The sequence below is a fragment of the Kytococcus sp. HMSC28H12 genome, from assembly GCF_001816045.1.
GTDB lineage: Bacteria > Actinomycetota > Actinomycetes > Actinomycetales > Dermatophilaceae > Kytococcus > Kytococcus schroeteri.
Window position 1 is genome coordinate 1 of the sequence record NZ_KV824333.1, and the last position, 19,867, is coordinate 19,867.

Annotated in this window: 17 protein-coding genes and 1 tRNA gene; 7 read left to right on the forward strand and 11 right to left on the reverse strand. The window is 70.9% G+C overall.

Going from position 1 to position 19,867, the window contains the following annotated elements:
• Positions 1–138 precede the first annotated feature (138 nt).
• From HMPREF3099_RS02850 to HMPREF3099_RS02865, 4 genes are all read left to right on the forward strand, one after another.
• A tRNA-Met gene (locus HMPREF3099_RS02850) sits at positions 139–215 on the forward strand.
• Positions 216–419: 204 nt separating this feature from the next.
• Positions 420–1,772, forward strand: a complete 1,353-nt coding sequence (locus tag HMPREF3099_RS02855) for an NAD(P)/FAD-dependent oxidoreductase (protein WP_070703761.1) — start codon at positions 420–422, stop codon at positions 1,770–1,772.
• A 90-nt stretch (positions 1,773–1,862) separates the two neighbouring features.
• Positions 1,863–3,149: a M16 family metallopeptidase gene (locus HMPREF3099_RS02860; RefSeq protein ID WP_070703763.1), complete on the forward strand. Its 1,287-nt coding sequence runs from the start codon at positions 1,863–1,865 to the stop codon at positions 3,147–3,149.
• Positions 3,146–4,576 (forward strand): M16 family metallopeptidase, encoded by a 1,431-nt coding sequence (locus HMPREF3099_RS02865; protein ID WP_070703765.1) that lies wholly within the window; start codon positions 3,146–3,148, stop codon positions 4,574–4,576. The genes HMPREF3099_RS02860 and HMPREF3099_RS02865 overlap by 4 nt, the downstream gene beginning before the upstream one ends.
• A 16-nt stretch (positions 4,577–4,592) precedes the next feature.
• Here the strand turns inward: HMPREF3099_RS02865 and HMPREF3099_RS02870 are convergent, their stop codons facing one another.
• The 4 genes from HMPREF3099_RS02870 to HMPREF3099_RS02885 form a co-directional block, all read right to left on the reverse strand.
• Complete coding sequence (locus tag HMPREF3099_RS02870) at positions 4,593–5,330, reverse strand: hypothetical protein (RefSeq protein ID WP_070703767.1); 738 nt, start codon at positions 5,328–5,330, stop codon at positions 4,593–4,595.
• A 169-nt stretch (positions 5,331–5,499) separates the two neighbouring features.
• Positions 5,500–6,507 (reverse strand): ribosome small subunit-dependent GTPase A, encoded by a 1,008-nt coding sequence (rsgA, locus tag HMPREF3099_RS02875; protein WP_070703769.1) that lies wholly within the window; start codon positions 6,505–6,507, stop codon positions 5,500–5,502.
• The gene (gene aroA / locus HMPREF3099_RS02880; protein WP_070703771.1) at positions 6,507–7,871 is read right to left on the reverse strand and encodes a 3-phosphoshikimate 1-carboxyvinyltransferase; all 1,365 of its coding nucleotides are present in this window, start codon (positions 7,869–7,871) and stop codon (positions 6,507–6,509) included. The genes rsgA and aroA overlap by 1 nt, the downstream gene beginning before the upstream one ends.
• Positions 7,872–7,885: 14 nt before the next feature.
• Complete coding sequence (locus tag HMPREF3099_RS02885; RefSeq protein ID WP_070703773.1) at positions 7,886–8,620, reverse strand: DoxX family protein; 735 nt, start codon at positions 8,618–8,620, stop codon at positions 7,886–7,888.
• Between the two features lie 177 nt (positions 8,621–8,797).
• Between HMPREF3099_RS02885 and HMPREF3099_RS02890 the strand changes: the two genes are divergently transcribed.
• From HMPREF3099_RS02890 to HMPREF3099_RS02900, 3 genes are all read left to right on the forward strand, one after another.
• Positions 8,798–9,745: an acyltransferase family protein gene (locus tag HMPREF3099_RS02890; protein WP_083323434.1), complete on the forward strand. Its 948-nt coding sequence runs from the start codon at positions 8,798–8,800 to the stop codon at positions 9,743–9,745.
• A gap of 28 nt (positions 9,746–9,773) precedes the next feature.
• Complete coding sequence (gene galE / locus HMPREF3099_RS02895; RefSeq protein ID WP_070703777.1) at positions 9,774–10,790, forward strand: UDP-glucose 4-epimerase GalE; 1,017 nt, start codon at positions 9,774–9,776, stop codon at positions 10,788–10,790.
• Positions 10,791–10,913: 123 nt separating this feature from the next.
• Positions 10,914–11,705 (forward strand): nucleotidyltransferase family protein, encoded by a 792-nt coding sequence (locus HMPREF3099_RS02900; protein ID WP_256374415.1) that lies wholly within the window; start codon positions 10,914–10,916, stop codon positions 11,703–11,705.
• Positions 11,706–11,714: 9 nt separating this feature from the next.
• On the opposite strand, the gene HMPREF3099_RS02905 is transcribed toward HMPREF3099_RS02900, so the two are convergent.
• From HMPREF3099_RS02905 to HMPREF3099_RS02935, 7 genes are read right to left on the reverse strand one after another with little or no spacing between them, the layout of a single operon-like run.
• On the reverse strand, positions 11,715–13,121 hold the full coding sequence (locus HMPREF3099_RS02905) for a lipopolysaccharide biosynthesis protein (RefSeq protein WP_141761955.1): 1,407 nt from the start codon (positions 13,119–13,121) through the stop codon (positions 11,715–11,717).
• Between the two features lie 20 nt (positions 13,122–13,141).
• Positions 13,142–14,266, reverse strand: coding sequence for a glycosyltransferase (locus tag HMPREF3099_RS02910; protein ID WP_070703783.1), 1,125 nt, complete (start codon positions 14,264–14,266; stop codon positions 13,142–13,144).
• Positions 14,266–15,162 carry a glycosyltransferase family 2 protein gene (locus HMPREF3099_RS02915; RefSeq protein WP_070703785.1) on the reverse strand — a complete coding sequence of 299 codons (897 nt, stop codon included), beginning with the start codon at positions 15,160–15,162 and terminating at the stop codon, positions 14,266–14,268. The genes HMPREF3099_RS02910 and HMPREF3099_RS02915 overlap by 1 nt, the downstream gene beginning before the upstream one ends.
• On the reverse strand, positions 15,159–16,520 hold the full coding sequence (locus HMPREF3099_RS02920) for an O-antigen ligase family protein (RefSeq protein WP_070703786.1): 1,362 nt from the start codon (positions 16,518–16,520) through the stop codon (positions 15,159–15,161). Before HMPREF3099_RS02920 ends, HMPREF3099_RS02915 begins: the two co-directional genes overlap by 4 nt.
• Positions 16,517–17,656, reverse strand: coding sequence for a non-hydrolyzing UDP-N-acetylglucosamine 2-epimerase (gene wecB, locus HMPREF3099_RS02925; RefSeq protein WP_070703787.1), 1,140 nt, complete (start codon positions 17,654–17,656; stop codon positions 16,517–16,519). The genes HMPREF3099_RS02920 and wecB overlap by 4 nt, the downstream gene beginning before the upstream one ends.
• Positions 17,653–18,798 carry a polysaccharide biosynthesis C-terminal domain-containing protein gene (locus tag HMPREF3099_RS02930; RefSeq protein WP_070703789.1) on the reverse strand — a complete coding sequence of 382 codons (1,146 nt, stop codon included), beginning with the start codon at positions 18,796–18,798 and terminating at the stop codon, positions 17,653–17,655. The genes wecB and HMPREF3099_RS02930 overlap by 4 nt, the downstream gene beginning before the upstream one ends.
• Entirely contained in the window at positions 18,798–19,826 is a 1,029-nt protein-coding gene (locus tag HMPREF3099_RS02935; RefSeq protein ID WP_083323437.1) for an SDR family NAD(P)-dependent oxidoreductase, read from the reverse strand. Before HMPREF3099_RS02935 ends, HMPREF3099_RS02930 begins: the two co-directional genes overlap by 1 nt.
• Positions 19,827–19,867: the final 41 nt, after the last annotated feature.

Below are 19,867 nucleotides of genomic sequence, written 5' to 3' on the forward strand. Positions count from 1 at the left end.
TCGCGCTCACGGCGGTGGTGGGCCTCGGGGTGGTGCCGGCCGTGGTGGAGGGCCGGGGCGCGTGGACGCCCCCGGATCCCGCGCCAGTGGGCCGTTTTGCATCTGCCCCGGGGATGCTCTAGAGTATTGCTTCGCCGACGCGGGGTGGAGCAGTTCGGTAGCTCGCCGGGCTCATAACCCGGAGGTCGCAGGTTCAAATCCTGCCCCCGCTACCAACGCGTCGAGGTCCTCGCGGACCGCAAGCGCCCGAAGGGCCCGGAACCACTGGTTCCGGGCCCTTCGTCGTGCACGGGGCGCGGCCGGGCAGCACGGGTGAGCGGCCGTGCCGTGGGGATGCACGGACCACCCGGGGCAGTGGGTACCGTAGGGGGGAACCACGTCCGGTTCACCCCTGCTCTCAGCATCCCGAGGAGTTCCACGTGTCCGTTCAGTCCGCCCAGAACACCGCCGCCCCGGCGGCCTCGACCGGCCGTCGCCGCGTCGTGATCGTCGGATCCGGCTTCGGTGGCATCTCCGCCGCCCAGGCGCTGGCCGACGCGCACGTCGACATCACGCTGGTCAGCAAGACCGACACCTTCCTGTTCGTGCCCATGCTGTACCAGGTGGCCACCGGCCTCATCACCGAGAACGAGGTGGCCCCCTCCATCGGCGAGGTCCTCAAGGGCCAGGACAACGTCACCATCGTGCAGGCCGAGGTCACCGACATCGACCTCGAGGGCAAGGCCGTCATCGCCACCGCGAACGGCGCCGAGCAGCGTTTCGCCTACGACGAGGTCGTCTTCGCCGCCGGTGCGGGCCAGTCCTACTTCGGCAACGACCACTTCGCCGAGTTCGCCCCCGGCATGAAGACCGTCGAGGACGCGCTCTACCTGCGCTCCCTGATCTTCGACTCCTTCGACCGCGCCGAGAAGGCCGCCGCCGAGGGCCGCATGGACGACGCCCGCAAGGCCCTGACCTTCGTGGTCGTCGGTGCCGGCCCCACCGGCCTGGAGCTCGTCGGCCAGCTCGCCGAGATCTGCAACCGCACCCTGGCCGACCGCTACCAGCACATCGACACCCGTGAGGCCCGCCTCGTGCTCGTCGAGGGGATGGGCCAGGTCATGCCGCCGTTCTCCCAGAAGCTGGGCGCCTCCGCGCAGCGCCAGCTGGAGGACCTCGGCGTCGAGGTGCGCCTGAACTCCATGGCCACTGACATCACCGCCGAGGGCATCACCCTGTCGGTGAAGGACCAGAAGCCGGAGACCATTGAGGCCGACACCAAGATCTGGGCCGCGGGCGTGCAGTGCGCCGGCATCGGCAAGGTCGTGGCCGACAAGGCCGGTGCCGAGACCGACCGCGCCGGCCGCGTCGTGGTGCAGGACGACCTCACCCTCCCGGGCCACCCGGAGATCTTCTTCGTCGGCGACATGATCAAGTTCGACGGCGCCCCGGGCGTCGCCCAGAACGCCATGCAGTCCGGCAAGCACGCAGGTGAGACCATCGCCCGCCGCACCGTGGGCCTGGACTCCACCGAGCCGTACTCCTACTTCGACAAGGGCTCCTTCGCGGTCATCGCCCGCGGCAAGGCCGTCGGCTACCTGGGTGCGGACAAGAAGGTCGAGCTCACCCGCGTCCCCGCGTGGCTGATGTGGATGGGCATCCACCTGGCCTACCTGCCGGGTCTGCGCAACCGTGCGCTCTCCCTCAAGGCCTGGGTCACCGACGCCCTGGGCGCCCCCTCGCCGGAGGTCAAGGAGATCACCTCCCACCCGGCGCCCACCCGCCAGGCCTGACCGGCCGCCGCACCACGGACGCTCCCCCCATCGCCCACGGGTGATGGGGGGAGCGCCGTCGTGTGCCCGACGCCACGTAGGGTGGCGCGCATGCCCGTGGACCTCCCCCTGGTGGAACGCACCCTGCCCAGCGGCCTGCGCGTGGTGGTGCAGCCCGACGCGACGGCCCCGGTGGTGGCGGTCAACCTCTGGGTGAGGGTCGGGTCCGGCCACGAGGTGCCGGGGCACACGGGTTTCGCGCACCTCTTCGAGCACCTCATGTTCCAGGGGTCGGCCAACGTGCGCACCGGTGAGCACTTCGAGCGCCTCATGGCCGTGGGTGGCTCGGCCAACGCCACCACCGCGCTGGACCGCACCAACTACTTCGAGACCCTGCCCTCCGGCGCGCTGGACCTGGCGCTGTGGCTGGAGTCCGACCGCCACCTGCTGCTGCGCGAGGCACTCGACCAGTCCACGCTGGACACCCAGCGGTCGGTGGTGGTGGAGGAGAAGCGCCAGCGCTACGACAACCAGCCCTACGGCAGCGCCTTCCACCGCATGCAGGCCGCGCTCTTCCCGCCCGGGCACCCGTACCACCACCCCACCATCGGGTCCATGGACGACCTCATGGCGGCCTCGCTGGAGGACGCGCACGCCTTCCACGCCCGGCACTACCGCCCGGACACCACGGTGCTCTCGCTGGTGGGCGACGTGGAGCCCGAGCACGCCCTGGAGCGGGTGGAGCACTGGTTCGGTGACTGGCGGGCGCCCGCTGAGCCGCCTCGGACCCCGCCGGAGGCGCCGCTGGACCCGCTGACCGGGGACGGCCCTCGCTTCACCTCCGTGCCCGATGCGGTGCCGTCGGCACGCGTACACGTCGCCTTCCGTGCGCCGGGGGAGGAGCACCCCGACCACCTGCCGCTGGCCATGGGCATGGACGTGGTGGCCGGCCTGGCCTCCTCCCGCCTGGCAGCACGTCTGCTGCGCGGCGAGGAGTCCGTGCACGGCGTCTCCGGTCACGTCATGGGCTCGGCAGCTGGTGTGTCCCCGGGGTTCGTGGTGGCCGACGTGGCCGAGGGGCACGACCCGCGGGCGGTGGCGCTGGCGGTCGTGGAGGAGTTGGGCCGGGTGGCTCGCGAGGGCGTCACGGCCGACGACATGGCCACCGTCGCCACGGACTCCGAGCGTGCCTGGCTCTCCAGTCTGGCGCACGCCGACCAGCGGGCCGACGTGCTGGGTCACTTCGCCACCCTGCGCGGCGGGGCCCACCGGGCGTGGGAGTGGTTGGACGACGTGCGCTCGGTGACCGCCGAGCAGGTGCAGGCCGCCGCCGAGCGGTGGTGGCAGCCGGGCGCCTTCGAGGTGCTGGTGTTCGAGCCGCAGGAGGAGACCCGATGACCGCCGTGGACCGCAGCACCGCCCCTGCCGTGGAGCAGCCGGGGGCCTGGGAGTTCCCCGCCTCGAGCGTGCACACCCTGGAGGGCGCGCAGCAGGTGCGCGTCTTCGAGCTGCCCGGGCAGCCGGTGGTGAGCGTGGAGATCACGGTGCCGATGCCGTGGGCGGCCGAGCCGCGCGCGCTGGAGGGAATCGGCGTCATCGTGGCGACAACCCTCGAGGAGGGCACGCAGGACCACTCGGCCGACCAGCTGGCCCGCGCCTTCGAGCGGGCCGGGGTGGACCTGGGCATCAGCTCCACCGAGCACGGCCTCATGGTGGGTCTGGAGATGGTGCCCGAGCGGGTGGCCGACGGGCTGGCGCTGGCCGCGGATCTGCTGGCGCGGCCCACCTTCCCCGAGGCGGCGGTGGCCCGTGAGGTGCGGGGGCGGCTCTTCGACATCGCGCAGGAGATGAACACCCCAGCGGTGCGGGCGGCCCGCGAGTTCGCGGCGCTGCTGCACGGTCCGCAGGCGCGGGCCGGGCGCCCGGGGGCGGGGTCGGCCGAGACCGTGCAGGCCGTGACGCAGGCCGACGTGGTGGCGCACCACCGGGCGTGGGTGCGCCCGGCGGGTGCGCAGGTGGTGGTGGCCGGACCGGTGGGTGCCACCGAGGTGGCCGCCGCGGTGCAGGAGCACCTCGTGGACCCCTGGCGCGATGCGGTGGACGGCTGGCAGGAGCCGGCCGGGCAGGTGCCGGACGGGGGCTCCGCGGGATCGGCCGCGCCCGATCCCGCCCCGGCTGCGTCCGAGACGGCGGGCGATGCGGCGCCGCTGGAGTTGCTCGTGGTGGAGCGTCGCGGTGCCGCCCAGACCGAGGTACGGCTCGGCTGGATCGGTCCCACCCGGCACACCGAGGGTGGGTACGCCCCGTACGCACCGCTGGCGGTGCACGTCGGTGCCTCGCCCACCTCCCTGCTCGACGAGGTCCTCCGCGAGGAGAAGGGGTGGACCTACGGCATGCGCGCGGCCTTCCGTCCGAGGGCGGGGCGGGGCGAGTTCATGGTCTCGGGCAGCTTCACCACCGAGGCCACTGCCGAGGCGACCCGCGAGCTGGTGCGCCTGCTGCGGAGCGTCGATGCCGGCATCGACGAGGCGGATGCCACCGCGGCGCGCGACTTCGCCCTGCTCACGGCGCCCATGCGCTACGCGACCGGCCAGGTGGTGGCCCACGAGGCCGCGGTGCTCGGGCTCGACGGCCTCTCGCCGGAGTTCACCACGCGCACCCTGGCCGAGCTGGCCGAGGTGGACGCCGCGGCCATGCTGCGGGCCTGGCGGCGCTGGTCGGGCGGGCGCTGGGTGATGGTGCTGGTGGGCGACCACGCCGTGTGGGGCGCGGGCCTGGACGGCCTCACGCCCCACACACAGGTGGTGCCGGCGCCGGGTCCCTGACCCCGCGCCCGACGGGTCAGCAGCCGACCGGCGGCACCGTGATGGCGAAGTCGGTGAGGAAGACGCGCTGGTCGCGGTCCATCGTGTTGTTGTCCGCGTTGTCCCAGTTCTCGTAGGTCACGGTGAATCGGGTGAGCTTCTCGCCGTGGGCGCGGACGTTGTGCGTGCCGTCGCTGTTGGGGGCGTCACCCGTCTGGGTGGACTGGTACCACCACCGCCCGTCGGCGAGCTGCTGGCCGGTCAGCGTGCTGCTCGGGGTGGTGGACAGGTTCGTAGAGAAGCCGACGGCGTCGCAGAAGTCGTGGACCACGGCGTCGATGTCGGTGACCTGGAAGTCGATCGTGGAGATCGTCCGGTCGAAGGTGAAGGTCACGTCCTGGTACCCGCCGGGGGCGCACCCGTAGTCGTTCTGGTGCAGCACGAGGCCGGGCTCACCGGTGCCACCGATGACGAACTGGCTGAGCCTCAGGTTGTCGTTGGAGGTGCCCTGGCCGTCGGTGGGCGGGTTCCCGCCGGGGTTCATGTTCACGAAGGAGGTGTTCACCTCCATGCGCAGGGTGCTGCCGTCGGACAGCGGGATCTCGTAGAAGCCGTAGGTGTCCGACACCCGCGTGTAGTGGGCGGACTCCCAGTCCACGGTGACGGGGACGGGCGTGCACTCGCTGGCGGCCACGGCCGGGGCGGCGGACGTGGCAGCGACGACGGGCGCGCTCCAGGCGGCGCCACGCAGGACGGTGCGGCGGGTAGTGGTCATGGGAGGTGCTCCTTGTCAGTACGTGTGACGCCGTGTCCAGGACGCGGCGTCGGCAACGTAGCGCGAGAGGGTTTCCCCCACCAAAGAATCTACTGTCGGATCACTGTCGCCCAGGTGGGCTTGACCTCTCCTCCCCTGACGCGATGCCGGGGCCGCCCTCGCCGCTCTCTCACTCCCCGCCGCGTGCGGCCAGCAACCTCCGCAACGAGTCAAGACGGGCCGCCCCGCCGGGGCCGGCGTGACCGTCGGCCACCCAGACGTCCAGCGCGCAGTCGTCCACGCCCTCGTGGGGGCACCCGCGCGGGCAGCCCTCGGTGCCCGGGGCCAGGTCGGGGAAGAATCCCACGAGCTCCTCGGCGTCCACGTGAGCCAGCCCGAAGCTGCGGATGCCGGGGGTGTCCACCACCCAGCCGCCGTCGGGCAGCTCCAGGGCCACCGCGGAGGTGCTCGTGTGCCGTCCGCGCCCGGTGGTGTCGTTCACCCCGCCCGTGGCGCGCCCGGCGCCGGGCACCAGCTCGTTCACCAGGGTCGACTTGCCCACCCCCGAGTGGCCCACGAGCACTGACCATCCGCCGGAGACCAGCTCGCCCACGGCATCGAGGCCCTCGTGCGGGTCGTCGCCGCGACGTGCCACCACCAGGGCGGGCACATCGAGTGCGGCGTACTGGGCCACGAGCGGGCCGGGGTCGGCCACGTCGGCCTTGGTCACCACCAGCGCGGGCTCGATGCCGGCGTCCCACGCCGCCACCAGGCAGCGGTCGATGAGGCGCGGACGCGGCTCGGGGTCCGCCGCGGCGGTCACGATGAGCATGCGGGCCACGTTGGCCACCAGCACGCGCTCCACCGGGTCGGTGTCGTCGGCGGTGCGGCGCAGCAGCGTGGTGCGCGCCTCGCGGCGCACGATGCGCGCCAGCGCGTCCGGGCCGCCGGAGAGGTCGCCCACCAGCGAGACGTCGTCGCCCACCACGATGCCCTTGCGGCCCAGCTCCCGGGCCTTCATCGCCCGCACGCGCACGCCGTTCACGAGCACGTCGAAGCGCCCGCGGTCCACGGCCAGCACCCGGCCGGGCGTGGCGTCCGCGTGGGCGGGGCGCTGCTTGGTGCGGGGGCGCGAGCCGCGCTTGTTGGGCCGCACGCGCACGTCGGCCTCGCTGTAGTCCGAGAGCCGGCGGGCCATCAGGCGCCCACCATCGCGTCCCAGAGCCGGTCGAAGCCGGGCACGGTCTTGCCGGTGGTGGCGATGTCCTCCACCTCCACGCCCTCGGTGCGCAGGCCGAGGATGGCCCCGGCCATGGCCAGGCGGTGGTCGGCGTAGGTGTGGAACAGCCCGCCGTGCAGTCGGCGCGGCGTGATGGCCAGCCCGTCGGGCAGCTCGGTCACCTCGCCGCCCAGGGCGTTGATCTCCGTGGCCAGCGCGGCCAGCCGGTCGGTCTCGTGGCCGCGCAGGTGCCCGATGCCGACCAGGCGGCTGGGGGAGTCGGCCAGGGCGGCGGTGGCCGCGATGACGGGGGTCAGCTCGCCGGCGGCGGACAGGTCCGCCTCGATGCCGTGGAGCTCGCCACCGGTGACGGTGAGGCCGCGCTCGTCGAGGGTGCAGGTGGCCCCCATCCGGGTGAGCAGGTCACGCACGTGGTCGCCGGCCTGGGTGGTCTGCGTGGGCCACCCGGGCACGGTGACGCTGCCTCCGGCCACGGCGGCAGCGCACAGGAAGGCCGCAGCGCTGGAGAGGTCTGGCTCCACGGTCACCTCGAACGGGCCGGGGCGGCGGTCCTCCACCCACCAGGTGTGATCGTCGCGCTGCTCGGCGCGCACGCCCACGTGCTGCAGGGCCGCGAGCGTCATCTCCACGTGGGGGAGGCTCGGCACCTCGCCGGTGGCGTGCACGGTGAGCCCGCCGGGCACGGTGCAGCCGGCCAGCAGCAGGGCGCTGACGAACTGGCTGGAGGCCGAGGCGTCCACCTCCACCCGGGGGTCCGTGGGGTCGGCGGGGGTGAGGGCGCCCTCCAGACGCAGCGGCAGCACCGACGCGTCCGCGGCACCGGCGCCGGTGCCCGCGCCCGGGGTGACGTGCATGCCCAGCGAGCGCACCGCATCGAGCAGGGGGGTCAGTGGGCGGTGGCCGAGGCGCTCGTCGCCGGTGAGGGTGACCGGGCCGTCGGCCAGGGAGGCCAGCGGCACGAGGAAGCGCAGCACGGTGCCGGCCAGGCCGCAGTCCACGGGCTCGGCGGGGGCCTGCCAGCGGGTGGCGGGCGCCACGGTCCACCGGGCGGTGCCGGCGTCGTCGGTCTGCTCGGTGACCGTGTGGCCGAACGCGCGCAGGGCCTGCACCATCAGCCGGGTGTCGCGGGCCTCCAAGGGGGCGGTCAGCGTGCACGGCCCGGTGGCCACGGAGGCCAGCGCCAGCCACCGGTTGGTCCACGACTTGGAGCCGGGGACGGCCACGGTGGCGTTCAGCGGGGTGTGGGCGAGGGGCGCGGGGTACGCCGCGGGGCGCGCGGATCCACCGGAGTGGTCCGCGCGCCCCGTCGGGTGCGTGCTCACGTTCTGGTCCGTGGTCAGGCGTTGACCTTGGACTTGGCGGTGTCGTAGGAGTCCTCCACAGCGTTTACCACGCGGTCGATGAAGGAGTCCTTCTTCTTCTTGGCGGCGAACAGGCCGGCCGCACCCTTGGCGGCCTTGGAGCCGGCCTTGGCCTGGGCGCCGAGCAGGTTGGTCACGCCGGCGGTCTTGCCAGCGGCCTTGCCGGCGGTCCCGGAGACGGCGGCCTTGGCCGGCAGGGCCTTGTTCTCGGCCTGGAGGGCCAGCACGTCCTTCTTGAGCGCGGCCACGGTGCTCAGGTGGTCGGCGCGGTCACCGGCGATGGAGGCGGCGTTCTGCGCGCGCCAGGCCAGGCCCGGCTTGCCGGCGGTGTCCACGGAGGCCAGCAGCAGGCCACCGGCGATGGCCAGGTCCTTCATGAACTGGATCTGCGTGCCCTGACGCTCCTCGCCGTCCTGCTCCCAGAAGCGGTTGGCCGAGAGGTTCACCGCGGTCACGTCGGCGGCCAGGGCCAGGGCGCACAGGCGCGGGGCCACGCCGAGGGCCAGACCGGCACCGGCGACCACGGACACGTAACCGTGCACCTTCATGAGGGCCTCGCCGTCGGTCTGGACGCCCATGGGCTCCAGCACCTCGTCGGCCGCCTGCTGGGCGATCTCGGCGCCGTAGGAGGGGTTCTTCACGTGCTGCATGCCGGAGGCGATGAAGATGCCACCGAGCATCGGGCGGGCGATCATGCGGATGGGGTCCATGAGGTTCTCCTCTGTCGTGGACGGTCTGGTTGTCACCCTAACGCGGGGGCGTCAGCGTTGCCTGCGGGGAAGCGAGTACCTGCTGTGGTGCTGGCCACGGCTCGGGGCATCAGGACGGGCCGAGGGGGCTTTTCCCGGTGTTAGCCTCCGCGCAAGGCTTCAGCGCGGATCCACTGGATGGATGCTCTGCGGGGTGTGGCGGTGCTTCTGGTGGTGCTCCTCCACGTACCTGTCCTCCCGACGTTGTTGGGAGACGCCCCACCCGAGTGGCTCGAACGGACGCAGTTCGCGCTCCAGCCCTACCGGATGCCCACCCTGCTCTTTCTGTCGGGGATGTTGCTCGAACAGTCCCTGAGGAAGGGAGTGAGGCGGTATCTCACGGGAAAGGTCGAAGGCATCGTCTGGCCCTGGGTCGTGTGGACGGTGATCACCACCGTCGCCTTGCGTGAGGTGACTGCGCTCCTGAGCCCCCGTACCTGGGTACTCGGCTACCACCACCTCTGGTTCCTGACGATCCTCGCCGGGTGCTACGTGCTGGGACTCCTGACGCGGAAGGTTCCCCTGTGGGTCTTCCCGATCGTCCTGGCAGTGGTCGCGATTCTCGGCGTGGCCTTCGGGCTCGACGGAGTCCCCGGGGGAGAGATGGTGCTTCGGTTCTGCTGGTGGAGCAGTTTCTTCTTCCTGGGCGCCGCAGCCCGGTTCTGGCTGCCCCGGTGGCAGGAGGTCACGGGGGCAGCCCCCGTTGTGCTGGGACTGGTCGTCGTGGCGTGGTCCGTGTGGGTCGTCCTAACGCCCGAGGCTCGCCTGTCGCGCAGCGTCCCTGCCTATCTGTTGTCCGTCGCGGGGGTGCTCCTGCTCCTCTGGGTCGCGCCTCGGATCAGTTGGCCGGAGTGGCTCCAGGTCGTGGGTCGGAACTCCATCGTGTGGTACCTGGCTCACTACCCGGCCATCGGCTTCACCTGGCTGTTCCTGCGTGACCTCGGGGTCTCCTCGTGGTGGGTGGCCCTCCCCCTCCTGGCGGTGGTTGGCTACCTCGTGCCGCTGCTGCTCGTTCCCTTCGCCCGAACGCCGTTGTTTCGCTGGTCCCTGAACCGCCCCCCCGTCCTCACTGGGCAAAATGGGTGATCTGGGGGTCGGGCGTTAGGCTCCCAGCATGCGCATTCTCGTCACCGGCGGCGCCGGATACATCGGCTCGCACACCGTGCTCGCCCTGCTGTCCGCCGGGCACGAGGTGGAGTTGCTCGACAACTTCAGCAACTCCTCGCCCGAGGCGGTGCGCCGCATGGAGCAGATCGCCGGTCAGAGGCTCGTGTTGCACGAGGTGGACCTCCTGGACGCCGGGCGCGCAGCGGAGGTGATGCAGCGGGGCTTCGACGCCGTGATCCACTTCGCCGGCTTCAAGGCCGTGGGCGAGAGCGTGGAGCAGCCCCTGCGCTACTACCGCAACAACCTCGAGGCCACGCTCAACCTCCTGGACGCCATGGCCGAGGCCGGGTGCCGCAGGCTCGTGTTCTCGTCCTCGGCCACCGTGTACGGGCCGGAGGGCCGGTCGCCGCTCACCGAGGAGCTGCCGACCAGCGCCACCAACCCGTACGGCTGGACGAAGGTGTTCATCGAGCAGGTGCTGCGTGACGTCGCTGCTGCCGACCCCGCGTGGCGCATCGCGCTGCTGCGCTACTTCAACCCCGTGGGGGCCCACGAGTCCGGGCTCATCGGTGAGGATCCCCGGGGGATCCCCAACAACCTGGTGCCGTACATCGCGCAGGTGGCGGTCGGGCGGCGGGAGCGCCTCACCGTGCACGGGGACGACTACGACACCGTGGACGGCACGGGTGTGCGCGACTACATCCACGTGGAGGACCTGGCCAGCGGCCACCTCGCAGCCCTGGAACACATGGAGCGCATGCAGGAGCCGGTGGACGTCTGGAACCTCGGCACCGGCAGTGGCGTCTCGGTGATGCAGATGGTCCAGGCGTTCCGTGACGAGACGGGTCACGAGATCCCCGTGATGGTGGGTCCGCGGCGTCCCGGCGACCTCGCCGAAGCCTATGCGGGGGTGGACAAGGCCGCTCGAGAGCTGGGGTGGCGGGCCGAGCGAGACCTTGCTGCCATGGTGGCCGATTCGTGGCGCTGGCAGTCGACCAATCCCGCGGGGTACAGCCGGGGCTGACGCCAGCGGTATGCGGTTTCTGGGTTAGGGTCTGGAGAGGACAAAGGAGAGGACCGGTAGGTGGCGCCCAGAGGAGTCGACCCCCCAGCGTGGGTGCAATTGACCTCCGCAGCGGCTCAATGGGTGGCCGACGCAGCCGGCATCAGAGTGCTGCACGTGAAAGGACCCGCTGCTGCCCACGTCCTGGGCCTGAGGCGTGAGTCCTCCGACGTGGACGTGCTGGTCCACCCCGCCGATTGGCTGCCGTATCTGCGGGCGCTGGAAAGGGCCGGCTTCATCACGCAGGGGGAGGCGGTTCCCACCTCAGGCCACTCCGTGGACGTGATCTCGCCCGAGTGGTCGGCGAGCGTCGACGTGCACCACAAGTTCCCCGGCATCGAGCGTGATGCAGGGGAGGCTTTCGACATCCTCTGGCGGGACCGCATCGCGATCGACATGGCCGGGGTGCCCTGCTCCACCCTCGACCGCGTGCCGCACGCCCTGATCATCGGGTTGCATGCGGCCCGTAGCCCCGAGGCGAGCGTGAAGTGGTTGGAGGCGGACACCGCCTGGAGTGGTCTGGACGATGTCGAGCGCTCGCAGCTGGTGGACCTAGTGCACCAGCTCGGGGCTGCGCCGGCGCTGGGCGTCCGGTTCGAGGAGTTCGCCCACTACCCCACCGAGGAGGTGCGGCGTCTCTGGGCGGCCTTCGCCCGTCGCGACGCCGAGGCCGTCTGGTGGCTGCGCCTGCGCCACCCCCGCAGCACGCGCGACTTCATCGACCTCTTCTACCGGGGTGTACCGAGGTACCTCCACGTGGTGCACCGCCGCAACGACGGCAACCTGTGGGGCATGGCCAAGGACTTCGCCGGCAAGGGCCTGCGGCTCGCACGCGCCGGGGCGCAGGAGTTCAGGGCGTCACGTCGAGAGGGCTGACCTAGATCCCTAGCGCCGCAGGAGCGGTGTCAGGACCTTACGGTGGGCGACCACCCACAGGCCGACCATCACGGCCGTGACCAGGAGCGTCATGGCCAAGGGCCAGTCCTGCTCGTCCCGAACAGCGGTCGCTGTTCCCACGGCCACGACGCCGAGAAGAAGTCGTACCCACGTGGCTCCCCACCGGTGAGCGTCCAGCCGCCAAGCCCGGACAACGTTCTGAGCCGCAGTGAGGACCATGGCGAGCGAGAAGCCGAGGGCCACCACCATCCACCCCTGGAGCGGAGCAACCCACCAGATGGCCAAGGCCAGCACGAGCCCTGCGATCGTTGACGTGGCCGCGTGTTCCACTCCCTTGCGATCCCGGCTGCTCAGCGAGGAGACGGCAGGAACGGCAACCGCGCGGGCGAGGGGTCCGATCGACAGCAGAGCGAAGATCGAGGAAGCGGTGTGGAAGGCGCTTCCCCACAGGATCAGGACGATCCACGGTGCCAGCAGCACCGCTGACCCGAAGATGACGACCATCACCGCGACGAGAGCCTCCGTCGATCGCCTCACCGTCTCGACCGCGCCTCGCTTGTCCCCGCGCCCGAATGCCGCGGCGATGTCGGGCGTGAGCACTAGCGCGAAGGAGTTGGCGAGGAGGGCAGCTGGCGAGATGAGGTTGAGCGCTGCGGCGAAGGCGCCGGTGGTGGGCCCGTCCAGCTTGTGGGCGGCCACCACCATCACCATCTGCATGAGGCCGGCGCTGGCGACGGTTCCCAGGGTGCTCCAGCGGACGAAGTGGTCCATCTCCGAGGCGTTCCCCGGCGCGCCCGAACGCGCAGGCGGCCAGCTTGTGGCCGTGATGGCGAGGTAGGCCACGGCCAGGGGGGCCAGGACGGCGACGGAATGCACACCGGTAGCCGCGAGGGCAACCGTGCCCGCCAAGCCCAGCAGGCTGCCGGCCAGGTCCAGGATGACCAGGCGCCGCACCTGTCGCGCGCCGGTGTGCACGCCGCGTGCATAGGCGTACCCGCCGAGCCCGAGGGTGAGCAGCCCGAGGACCGCTGCCCCGAGGAGGTCGTGGTGCGTCAACGCCCAGTAGAGGACCGCCGCCGGGGCTAGGGCCAGGCTGGCCACGAGCGTGCGCCGGCTCAGATGACCGGTCACGCGGCGCAGCTCCTCGGCGTCGCCGATCTCCTGGCCGGCGGCCACGAAGCGGCTCGCCGCCGCGCCCGTGGCGCTCGGCCAGAGCAGCGAGAGGAGCGAGGCCACCGAGAGGCCGGTCATGACCTGACCCAGGGCCTCCGGGCCAGCCAGGCGTCCGACGATGACGGAGATGGCCAGACGGACGATGCCCTGGATGGCCAAGGAGCCCGTCGAGTAGATCGTGCGGGCACGCGGGCCGCCCGTCTCCGGGCGGTCGATGTCCACCCGGCGCAGGGCGACCGACGTCATTCCATGGCCTCCCGCTCCTGCCGGGCGATCTCGTCCCAACTGAACCGCGAGGCGCGCTCGCGCAGGGCCACGGGGTCGGCAGGGTGCTCCAGCCACTGGTCCACCGCGGTGGTGAGCGATTCCACCACCTGGTCGTCGTGGGGCACCACGGTGCCGCCCTCGCCCACCGCGCCGCGGATGCCTCCCACGTCGGTGGCCACCACGGCCGTGCCCGAGGCCTGCGCCTCCAAGATCACGCACGGCCACCCCTCGGAGCGGCTGGGGATGAGCAGGACCCGCGCACGCCGCATGGCGGCGGCCACCTCGGCCCGCGGCTGCTGCCCGAGGAAGACCGCTCCGGTCCCCTCCAAGGCGGAACGCACCGAGTGGTCCAGTGGCCCCACGCCGATGACCGTCATCGAGGCCTCCGGGTGCGACCTGCGTACGCCGGAGAGGATGTCGCCCAGTCGATCGGCGCCCTTGACCGGCGCCAGGTTGCCCACGTAGAGCACCTCCGGCGCACGGTCGCCCTCGCCCGCGGAGAAGATCTCCAGGTCCACGCCGTTGGGCACGTGGACGGCGTTGTGCTGCGGGGCGCCCAGCTCCAGCGCGCGCTCCATCAGCGGCGGGCTCACGTACATCACGGCTCGTGCACGTTCGAAGACGCCGGTGAACTCCTGCGGGCGCTGCACCATCGCCACGTTGATGTCCGTGCCGTGGGCCGTCACCACGAAGGGCACGCCGTGGCGGGTCGAGAGGATGTCGGCCACCAGACCGGCCGGGGGCCGGTACATGCCGTGGGCGTGGATCACGTCGAAGCTCGAGACGTCCACCGTGCGCTCTACCTGGCGAGCCACGCGCTCGGCGAGCGGCAGCGAGCTCGGACCCCACTTGTTGCGGGCGAACATCAGACTGGACATGCGGTAGTCCACGGGGGTCATGCCCGGCACGGGGCCGGACTCGTCGTCGCGGCCCGTTCGGCGGAAGAAGGTCCGCAGGAGAGGGTCGGGCCGCATGCGCAGCGCAAGCATCTCCACCTCGTGTCCCGCGCGGCGGTGGGCGTCCACGCGTTCCATGACGTAGGAACCGCCCATGGGACGGCGGTCGGTGGGAAAGATGTTGGTCAGAACCAGGATGCGCATCAGCGGCCCCTCCATCCGGTGAGCAGGTGCTGGAACCGCTGGCGCAGGCGCCACAGCAGCGGGTGCGCCATGGACAGGTTGGCAAGCGTGTCGACGGGGCCGATCCGCGGGTCGCGGACGATGCCCAGCAGGTCGCCCCGGTAGCGGTACTGGGCAGCTGCCCACTCGACCTCCAGTGCGTCGCGCTCGTGGGCCGGCAGGTCGATCCGGGGGTCGGTCAGCAGGGCCTCGAAGGCGCGCCCGCGGGCGAACATCTTCTCGTTCATCTCCGGGAACGGTCGGGAACGAGGGTTCGAGTTCCCTGCGTGCAGCCGGTAGTGGTAGATCACCTCCGGCAGGGTGACCACCTCCTCGGCGAGGGCCGCGGCCCCGTGGCCGAGCCAGAGGTCCTCTGCCACCAGGTGCTCGGGGATGGGGAAGAGGCGCTGGGCCAGCTCCCGGGTCATAGTCGTCCCCGCACTGGACCGACTGCCGTGGTCCCCCCGGGGCAGCGGGCCGCTGGTGAAGGACCCGTCGACGTCCATGGTGCGGAACTTGCCGAAGCTCACGCGCTCACCGTGGGCCGGGATGCTCGTGAGCCGCGCAGCCACCGAGGTGGGGGGCACGACGTCGTCGGCCCCCACGTGGCACACGTGGGTCCCTCGGGAGGCGGCGAACGCCCTGTTGAAGGCAGGCACCTTCCGCAGCTTGGTGCCGGTGCTCACCACCCGTACCCGGTCCTCCGCGGCGGCCAGCCGGTGCATCTCGGCAGCCGTGCCGTCCGTGGAGCCGTCGTCCACCAGCAGGAGCTCCCACCGGGGGTCGTCCTGCTGCTGCAGGCTCCGCACCATGCCCTCGAGATAGGGCTCCTCGTTGTAGGCGGGGGTGAGGATGCTCAGAAGCGGTTCGGGGCTCATGCCGTGGTCCTCTCAGCGAGACGGGAACCGGTGTTGTCGCGGTGCCGGTGCACGTTCCACACCAGGCACAGCATGTAGCCGATGTTCACCCAGAGCTCGGCGTGGTTGAGCATGTAGCTGGCCACGATCATGGAGACGCCCACCGCGATTATGACCAGGACGATCTCGAACCGGTTGGACAGGGCCACTGCGCCGCCACCACGGGTGAACACCACGGAGATGCAGGCGACGAGCACGCCGAGGAAGGCCGCCAGCCCCACGACCCCGTTCTCGGCCGCCACCTGCGCCAAGGTGTTGTGGGCGGGGACGATCGTCCGGGCCAGACGATCGGGAGTGTTCTCCAGTACCGCCTGGAACGCGCCCATTCCGGTGCCCAGCCCACCGGTTGCGGAGAACTGCTGGATCGCGTCATGGGTGAGGTCGAGGCGCAACTGGTCCGCCTTGTCCTGCCCCGTGTCGGTGAGACGGTCGAGGACGCCCTGCACCTGCGGACCGAGGAAGGTGATGACGGTGAAGTAGGCCATGGCGCCGGCCATGAGTCCCATGAGCAGGTAACCGAGATTGATGAAGGCCAGCAGGAGCATGGCGATGACCAGCATCGCCAGCAGGCCGCCGACGGCTGCGCGGCTCTCGGTCTGGACGGTGAGGAAGCTGAGAAGGCCCAACATCGTCAGGGTCAGGCCAAGCTTGAGGAGGTGCTTCGAACGCGACATCAGCACCAGGAGCGGGCCGAGAGTCGACAGGAGGAAGGCACCGAAGTTGTTGGGATTGCCCAAGCTCGCGGACACTGCCGTCTTACTGAACACGTACGGCCCCTGCTCGGCCGTCACGTCGCTGAGGTGCTGGCCTGTTCGGAATTCCCACAGCGCGATGCCACCCGTCACCAGGAGCGCGAGAAGGTAGCCCCATCGCAGCGCGCCCACGCCCTCGTCCGTTCCCTGCGAGAAGCCGAGCATGACCAGGACACCGGTCAGTCCGATCAGGAGGCTCACCTCGATGCGGAGACCGAAGGCCATGTCCGCGGACCACGTCAGCGAGACGAGGCCCCACACGAGGAGCGTGACCGTGGCCCAGATCGCACGTCGGACCGCGGTGGGCATCGAGCGCCAGTTCTGGGTGACGCTTGCGAGGGCAGGGATGGCGGTGAGCACCAGCAGCACTCGGAACGCGGTCACCCCTCCCTCGGCGCCAGGGGTGGGGGACGCCCAGGGCCCGAGGGCCATGAACGTGGGCAGCACCCACAGGACAAGGCGCTGCAGCTTGGTCAGCGGTCGGGTGGCGACGTCCTCGCCTGCCCCGTGGAAGGCGGCGGACGCGCCGGTGTGCAACGACGCCGGTGCGGGAACGACGGCCGTCATGCACCCACCCGGATCCCCGCCCACTGGTGGTGGCGGTGGGCCGTGGAGAGGATGAACTTCACCGTGCGCTCGCTGGTGTTGTCGATGAGGTAGTCCTCCGGCGTGAGGTGCGAGACGCCCTCACGCGTGTACCCCGAGTCCATGGCCACCTGCACGGCCGCGACGCAGTCCTCGGCGTGGAGGCCCGTCATCATGATGCCGCCGGTGTCCAGGGCCTCGGGGCGCTCGATGGAGTCACGCAGCGTGACGGCGGGGAAGCCGAGCAGCGAGCTCTCCTCGGCGATGGTGCCGGAGTCCGAGAGCACGCAGGCAGCCGAGAGCTGGAGCTTGTTGTAGTCGTGGAAGCCCAGCGGCTCGCTGAAGGTGATTCCTTCCGGCTCGGTCCACCCGGGCAGGGCCTCGAGCCGCTTGCGGGTGCGCGGATGGGTGGACACGAACACCGGCAGACCGAAGTGGGCGTGCACCGCCGTGAGGCAGTCCAGCAGCTGCTGCAGGCGCTCGGGGCGGTCCACGTTCTCCTCGCGGTGGGCGCTCACCAGGAAGTACTTGCCCTCCTCCAGGCCCTTGTCGGCCAGTACCTCCGAGGCGTCGATCTGCTCGCGGTAGGCATTGAGAACCTCCCGCATGGGGGAGCCCGTCTTGAGGATCCGGCGCGGGTGCAGGCCCTCGGAGAGCAGGTTGCGGCGGGCGTGCTCGGTGTAGACGAGGTTGAAGTCCGACACGTGGTCGACCATGCGCCGGTTGGTCTCCTCCGGCACGTTCAGGTCGAAGCAGCGGTTGCCGGCCTCCATGTGGTAGGTCGGGATCCGGAGCCGACGCGCCATGAGGGCGGCGATGCAGGAGTTCGTGTCACCCAGCACCAGCACGGCGTCGGGCTGCTCGGAACGCATCACCTGCTCGGTGGCGATGAGCGTGCCGCCCAGCACCGCACCGAGGGAGGAGGTGTCGACGCCGAGCATGTGGTCCGGCTTGCGGATGCCGAGGTCCTCGAAGAACACCTCGTTGAGCGAGTAGTCGTAGTTCTGGCCGGTGTGCACCAGCACGTGCTCCACTCCAGCAGTGGTGTCCAGCCGGTGGATCACGCGGGCCAGGCGGATCAGCTCGGGGCGCGTGCCCACGACGGTCATGACCTTCATCGGGTGGTCTCCTCGGCATCGGCGGCCGGTCGCACCGGCTCGGGGAAGGTGTCGGGGTTCTGCGGGTCGAAGAACTCGTGCACCCAGAACTGGGTGAGCAGCGTGTCGTCACCGGTGTTGGTGATGTTGTGCACCCAGCCCACGGGCATGTCCACCGCCGCGGTCTGCTCGCCGGTCACGTGGAAGTCGATCACCTCGTCGGTGAACATCTTGCGCAGGCTCATGCGGGCGGTGCCCTGCACCACGGCGAACCGCTCGATCTTGGCCAGGTGGTAGTGCTCACCGCGGGTGATGCCCGGAACGGTCGTGGAGATGGACGACTGTCCCTGTCCACCGGCGCACCGGACGGTCTCCACGAAGAAGCCGCGGTCGTCGGCGTGCGGGGTGAGAGCCACCGGGTAGTGCTGGGGGAAGAGCGCGGCCCGGTAGGAGTTGAACAGGTCGATCCGGAAGGGCGTCGACAGGTCGGGGATCTCGCCCCGGCCCACGTAGGACTCGTGGAACTCCACGAGCAGGTCCCAGACCTGCTGCACCGAGACGTCCTCGCCACGGGGCTCCAGCACCGTCTCCCCGGTCTCCAGGCCGTCGAGCAGCACCTGGGCGGCGCGCTGGGCATGCAGCAGGTTGACAGGGTTGTCGTTGATGGTGGGCTCCTCACCGTTGACGACCTTGTCGATGAAGGTCGCGGTGAAGGAGTTGTAGTAGGGCGTGCAGTGCTCGCCGAACAGGTTCGGCAGCATCACCTCGGTGAGGTGCCCGCCGGCGGCCTCCACGGCCTCGCGCAGCACCTGCCCGGCCTCCTGCTTGCCGGCGCCGTAGGGGGTGCCATTGCCGGCCTGGATGGAGTTGGCGTACACCACACGCACCGGCTTGCGGGCGGCGGTGACGGCCGCGGCCAGGTCCTGGGCCAGCTGCACGTTGCCTTGGTTGACCTGCTCGTCGGCGGAGAGGCCGCCCTCCTCGTCGCGGGCGCGGTTCACCCCCGCGATGTGGATGACGGCGTCGGCGCCGCGGACGAGGCCCGCCAGATCGGCCCACTCCTCGCGACCCACGGGCACCACCTCGTGGTCGGTCAGGGCGTGCAGCCGCAGGCGGGTGTGCCAGCCCATGAAGCCGCGGGCTCCGGTGAGGACGATGCGCATCAGATGCCTCCGTTCGCCAGGATCTCCTGGACCTCGGGCAGGGCGCGCACCAGGGCGGCGGTCTGCTCGACGTCCATCTGGTCGGCGGTGTTGGAGTCGAACTCCTCCTCGCGCACCGGCAGGTCGTCGCCCTCGTCCACGTACACGCTGTAATCCAGCTGGCGAGCGTCCAGGGGCACGCGGTAGTAGTCGCCCTGGTCAGTGGCCTTGCGCATCTCCTCGCCGGAGAGCAGCGTCTCGTACATCTTCTCGCCATGCCGGATGCCGATCTTGCGGATCTCGTGGTCCGGGCGGTCGAAGACGACGGCCACGGCGCGGGCCAGCGTGCCCACCGTGCAGGCGGGGGCCTTCTTGACGAACAGGTCGCCCGGCTCGGCATGGAAGAAGGCGTGCTTCACCAGGTCCACCGACTCGTCCAGGGACATCAGGAAGCGCGTCATCATCGGCTCGGTGATGGTGAGCGGCTTGCCCTCGCGGAGCTGCTTCACGAAGAGCGGGATGACCGAGCCGCGGGAGTACATGACGTTGCCGTAGCGCGTCACCGAGACCGTGGTGGGGGAGTCGGGGTTGTTGCGGGCGAAGGCCTGGGCGGTCTTCTCCATGAGCGCCTTGCTCATGCCCATGGCGTTGACCGGGTAGACGGCCTTGTCCGTGGACAGGCACACCAGCGAGCGCACACCGGCCTCGTGGGCGGCGCGGATGACGTTGTGGCTGCCGGTGACGTTGGTCTTGACCGCCTGGTCGGGGAAGAACTCGCAGCTGGGCACCTGCTTGAGGGCCGCGGCATGGAATGCGAAGTCGACACCCACGAAGGCGTTGGCCACGCTCTCGCGGTCGCGGACGTCGCCGATGAAGAAGCGCAGGCGCTGGTCACCCAGGTGGTGACGCATCTCGTCCTGCTTGGCCTCGTCCCGGCTGAAGATGTTGATCTGCTCCACGCCCTCGGCCAGCAGGGCCTTGACCATGGTCTTTCCGAAGGAGCCGGTGCCTCCCGTGATCGCGATCCGGGCGCCGTTCAGGTCGGTCAAGGGAGTCCTCTCATCGAAGGGGCGACGTCTCCGGCGACACT

Bases quoted from the DNA above. Each gene is read 5' to 3' on its own strand.
- HMPREF3099_RS02930 (WP_070703789.1), bottom strand. From the start codon at position 18,798: ATGCGCATCGTCCTCACCGGAGCCCGCGGCTTCATGGGCTGGCACACC.
- HMPREF3099_RS02860 (WP_070703763.1), top strand. From the start codon at position 1,863: ATGCCCGTGGACCTCCCCCTGGTGGAACGCACCCTGCCCAGCGGCCTG.
- HMPREF3099_RS02910 (WP_070703783.1), bottom strand. From the start codon at position 14,266: ATGCGCATCCTGGTTCTGACCAACATCTTTCCCACCGACCGCCGTCCC.
- HMPREF3099_RS02890 (WP_083323434.1), top strand. From the start codon at position 8,798: ATGGATGCTCTGCGGGGTGTGGCGGTGCTTCTGGTGGTGCTCCTCCAC.
- HMPREF3099_RS02915 (WP_070703785.1), bottom strand. From the start codon at position 15,162: ATGAGCCCCGAACCGCTTCTGAGCATCCTCACCCCCGCCTACAACGAG.
- HMPREF3099_RS02865 (WP_070703765.1), top strand. From the start codon at position 3,146: ATGACCGCCGTGGACCGCAGCACCGCCCCTGCCGTGGAGCAGCCGGGG.
- HMPREF3099_RS02885 (WP_070703773.1), bottom strand. From the start codon at position 8,620: ATGGACCCCATCCGCATGATCGCCCGCCCGATGCTCGGTGGCATCTTC.
- rsgA (WP_070703769.1), bottom strand. From the start codon at position 6,507: ATGGCCCGCCGGCTCTCGGACTACAGCGAGGCCGACGTGCGCGTGCGG.
- HMPREF3099_RS02920 (WP_070703786.1), bottom strand. From the start codon at position 16,520: ATGACGGCCGTCGTTCCCGCACCGGCGTCGTTGCACACCGGCGCGTCC.
- HMPREF3099_RS02870 (WP_070703767.1), bottom strand. From the start codon at position 5,330: ATGACCACTACCCGCCGCACCGTCCTGCGTGGCGCCGCCTGGAGCGCG.
- wecB (WP_070703787.1), bottom strand. From the start codon at position 17,656: ATGAAGGTCATGACCGTCGTGGGCACGCGCCCCGAGCTGATCCGCCTG.
- galE (WP_070703777.1), top strand. From the start codon at position 9,774: ATGCGCATTCTCGTCACCGGCGGCGCCGGATACATCGGCTCGCACACC.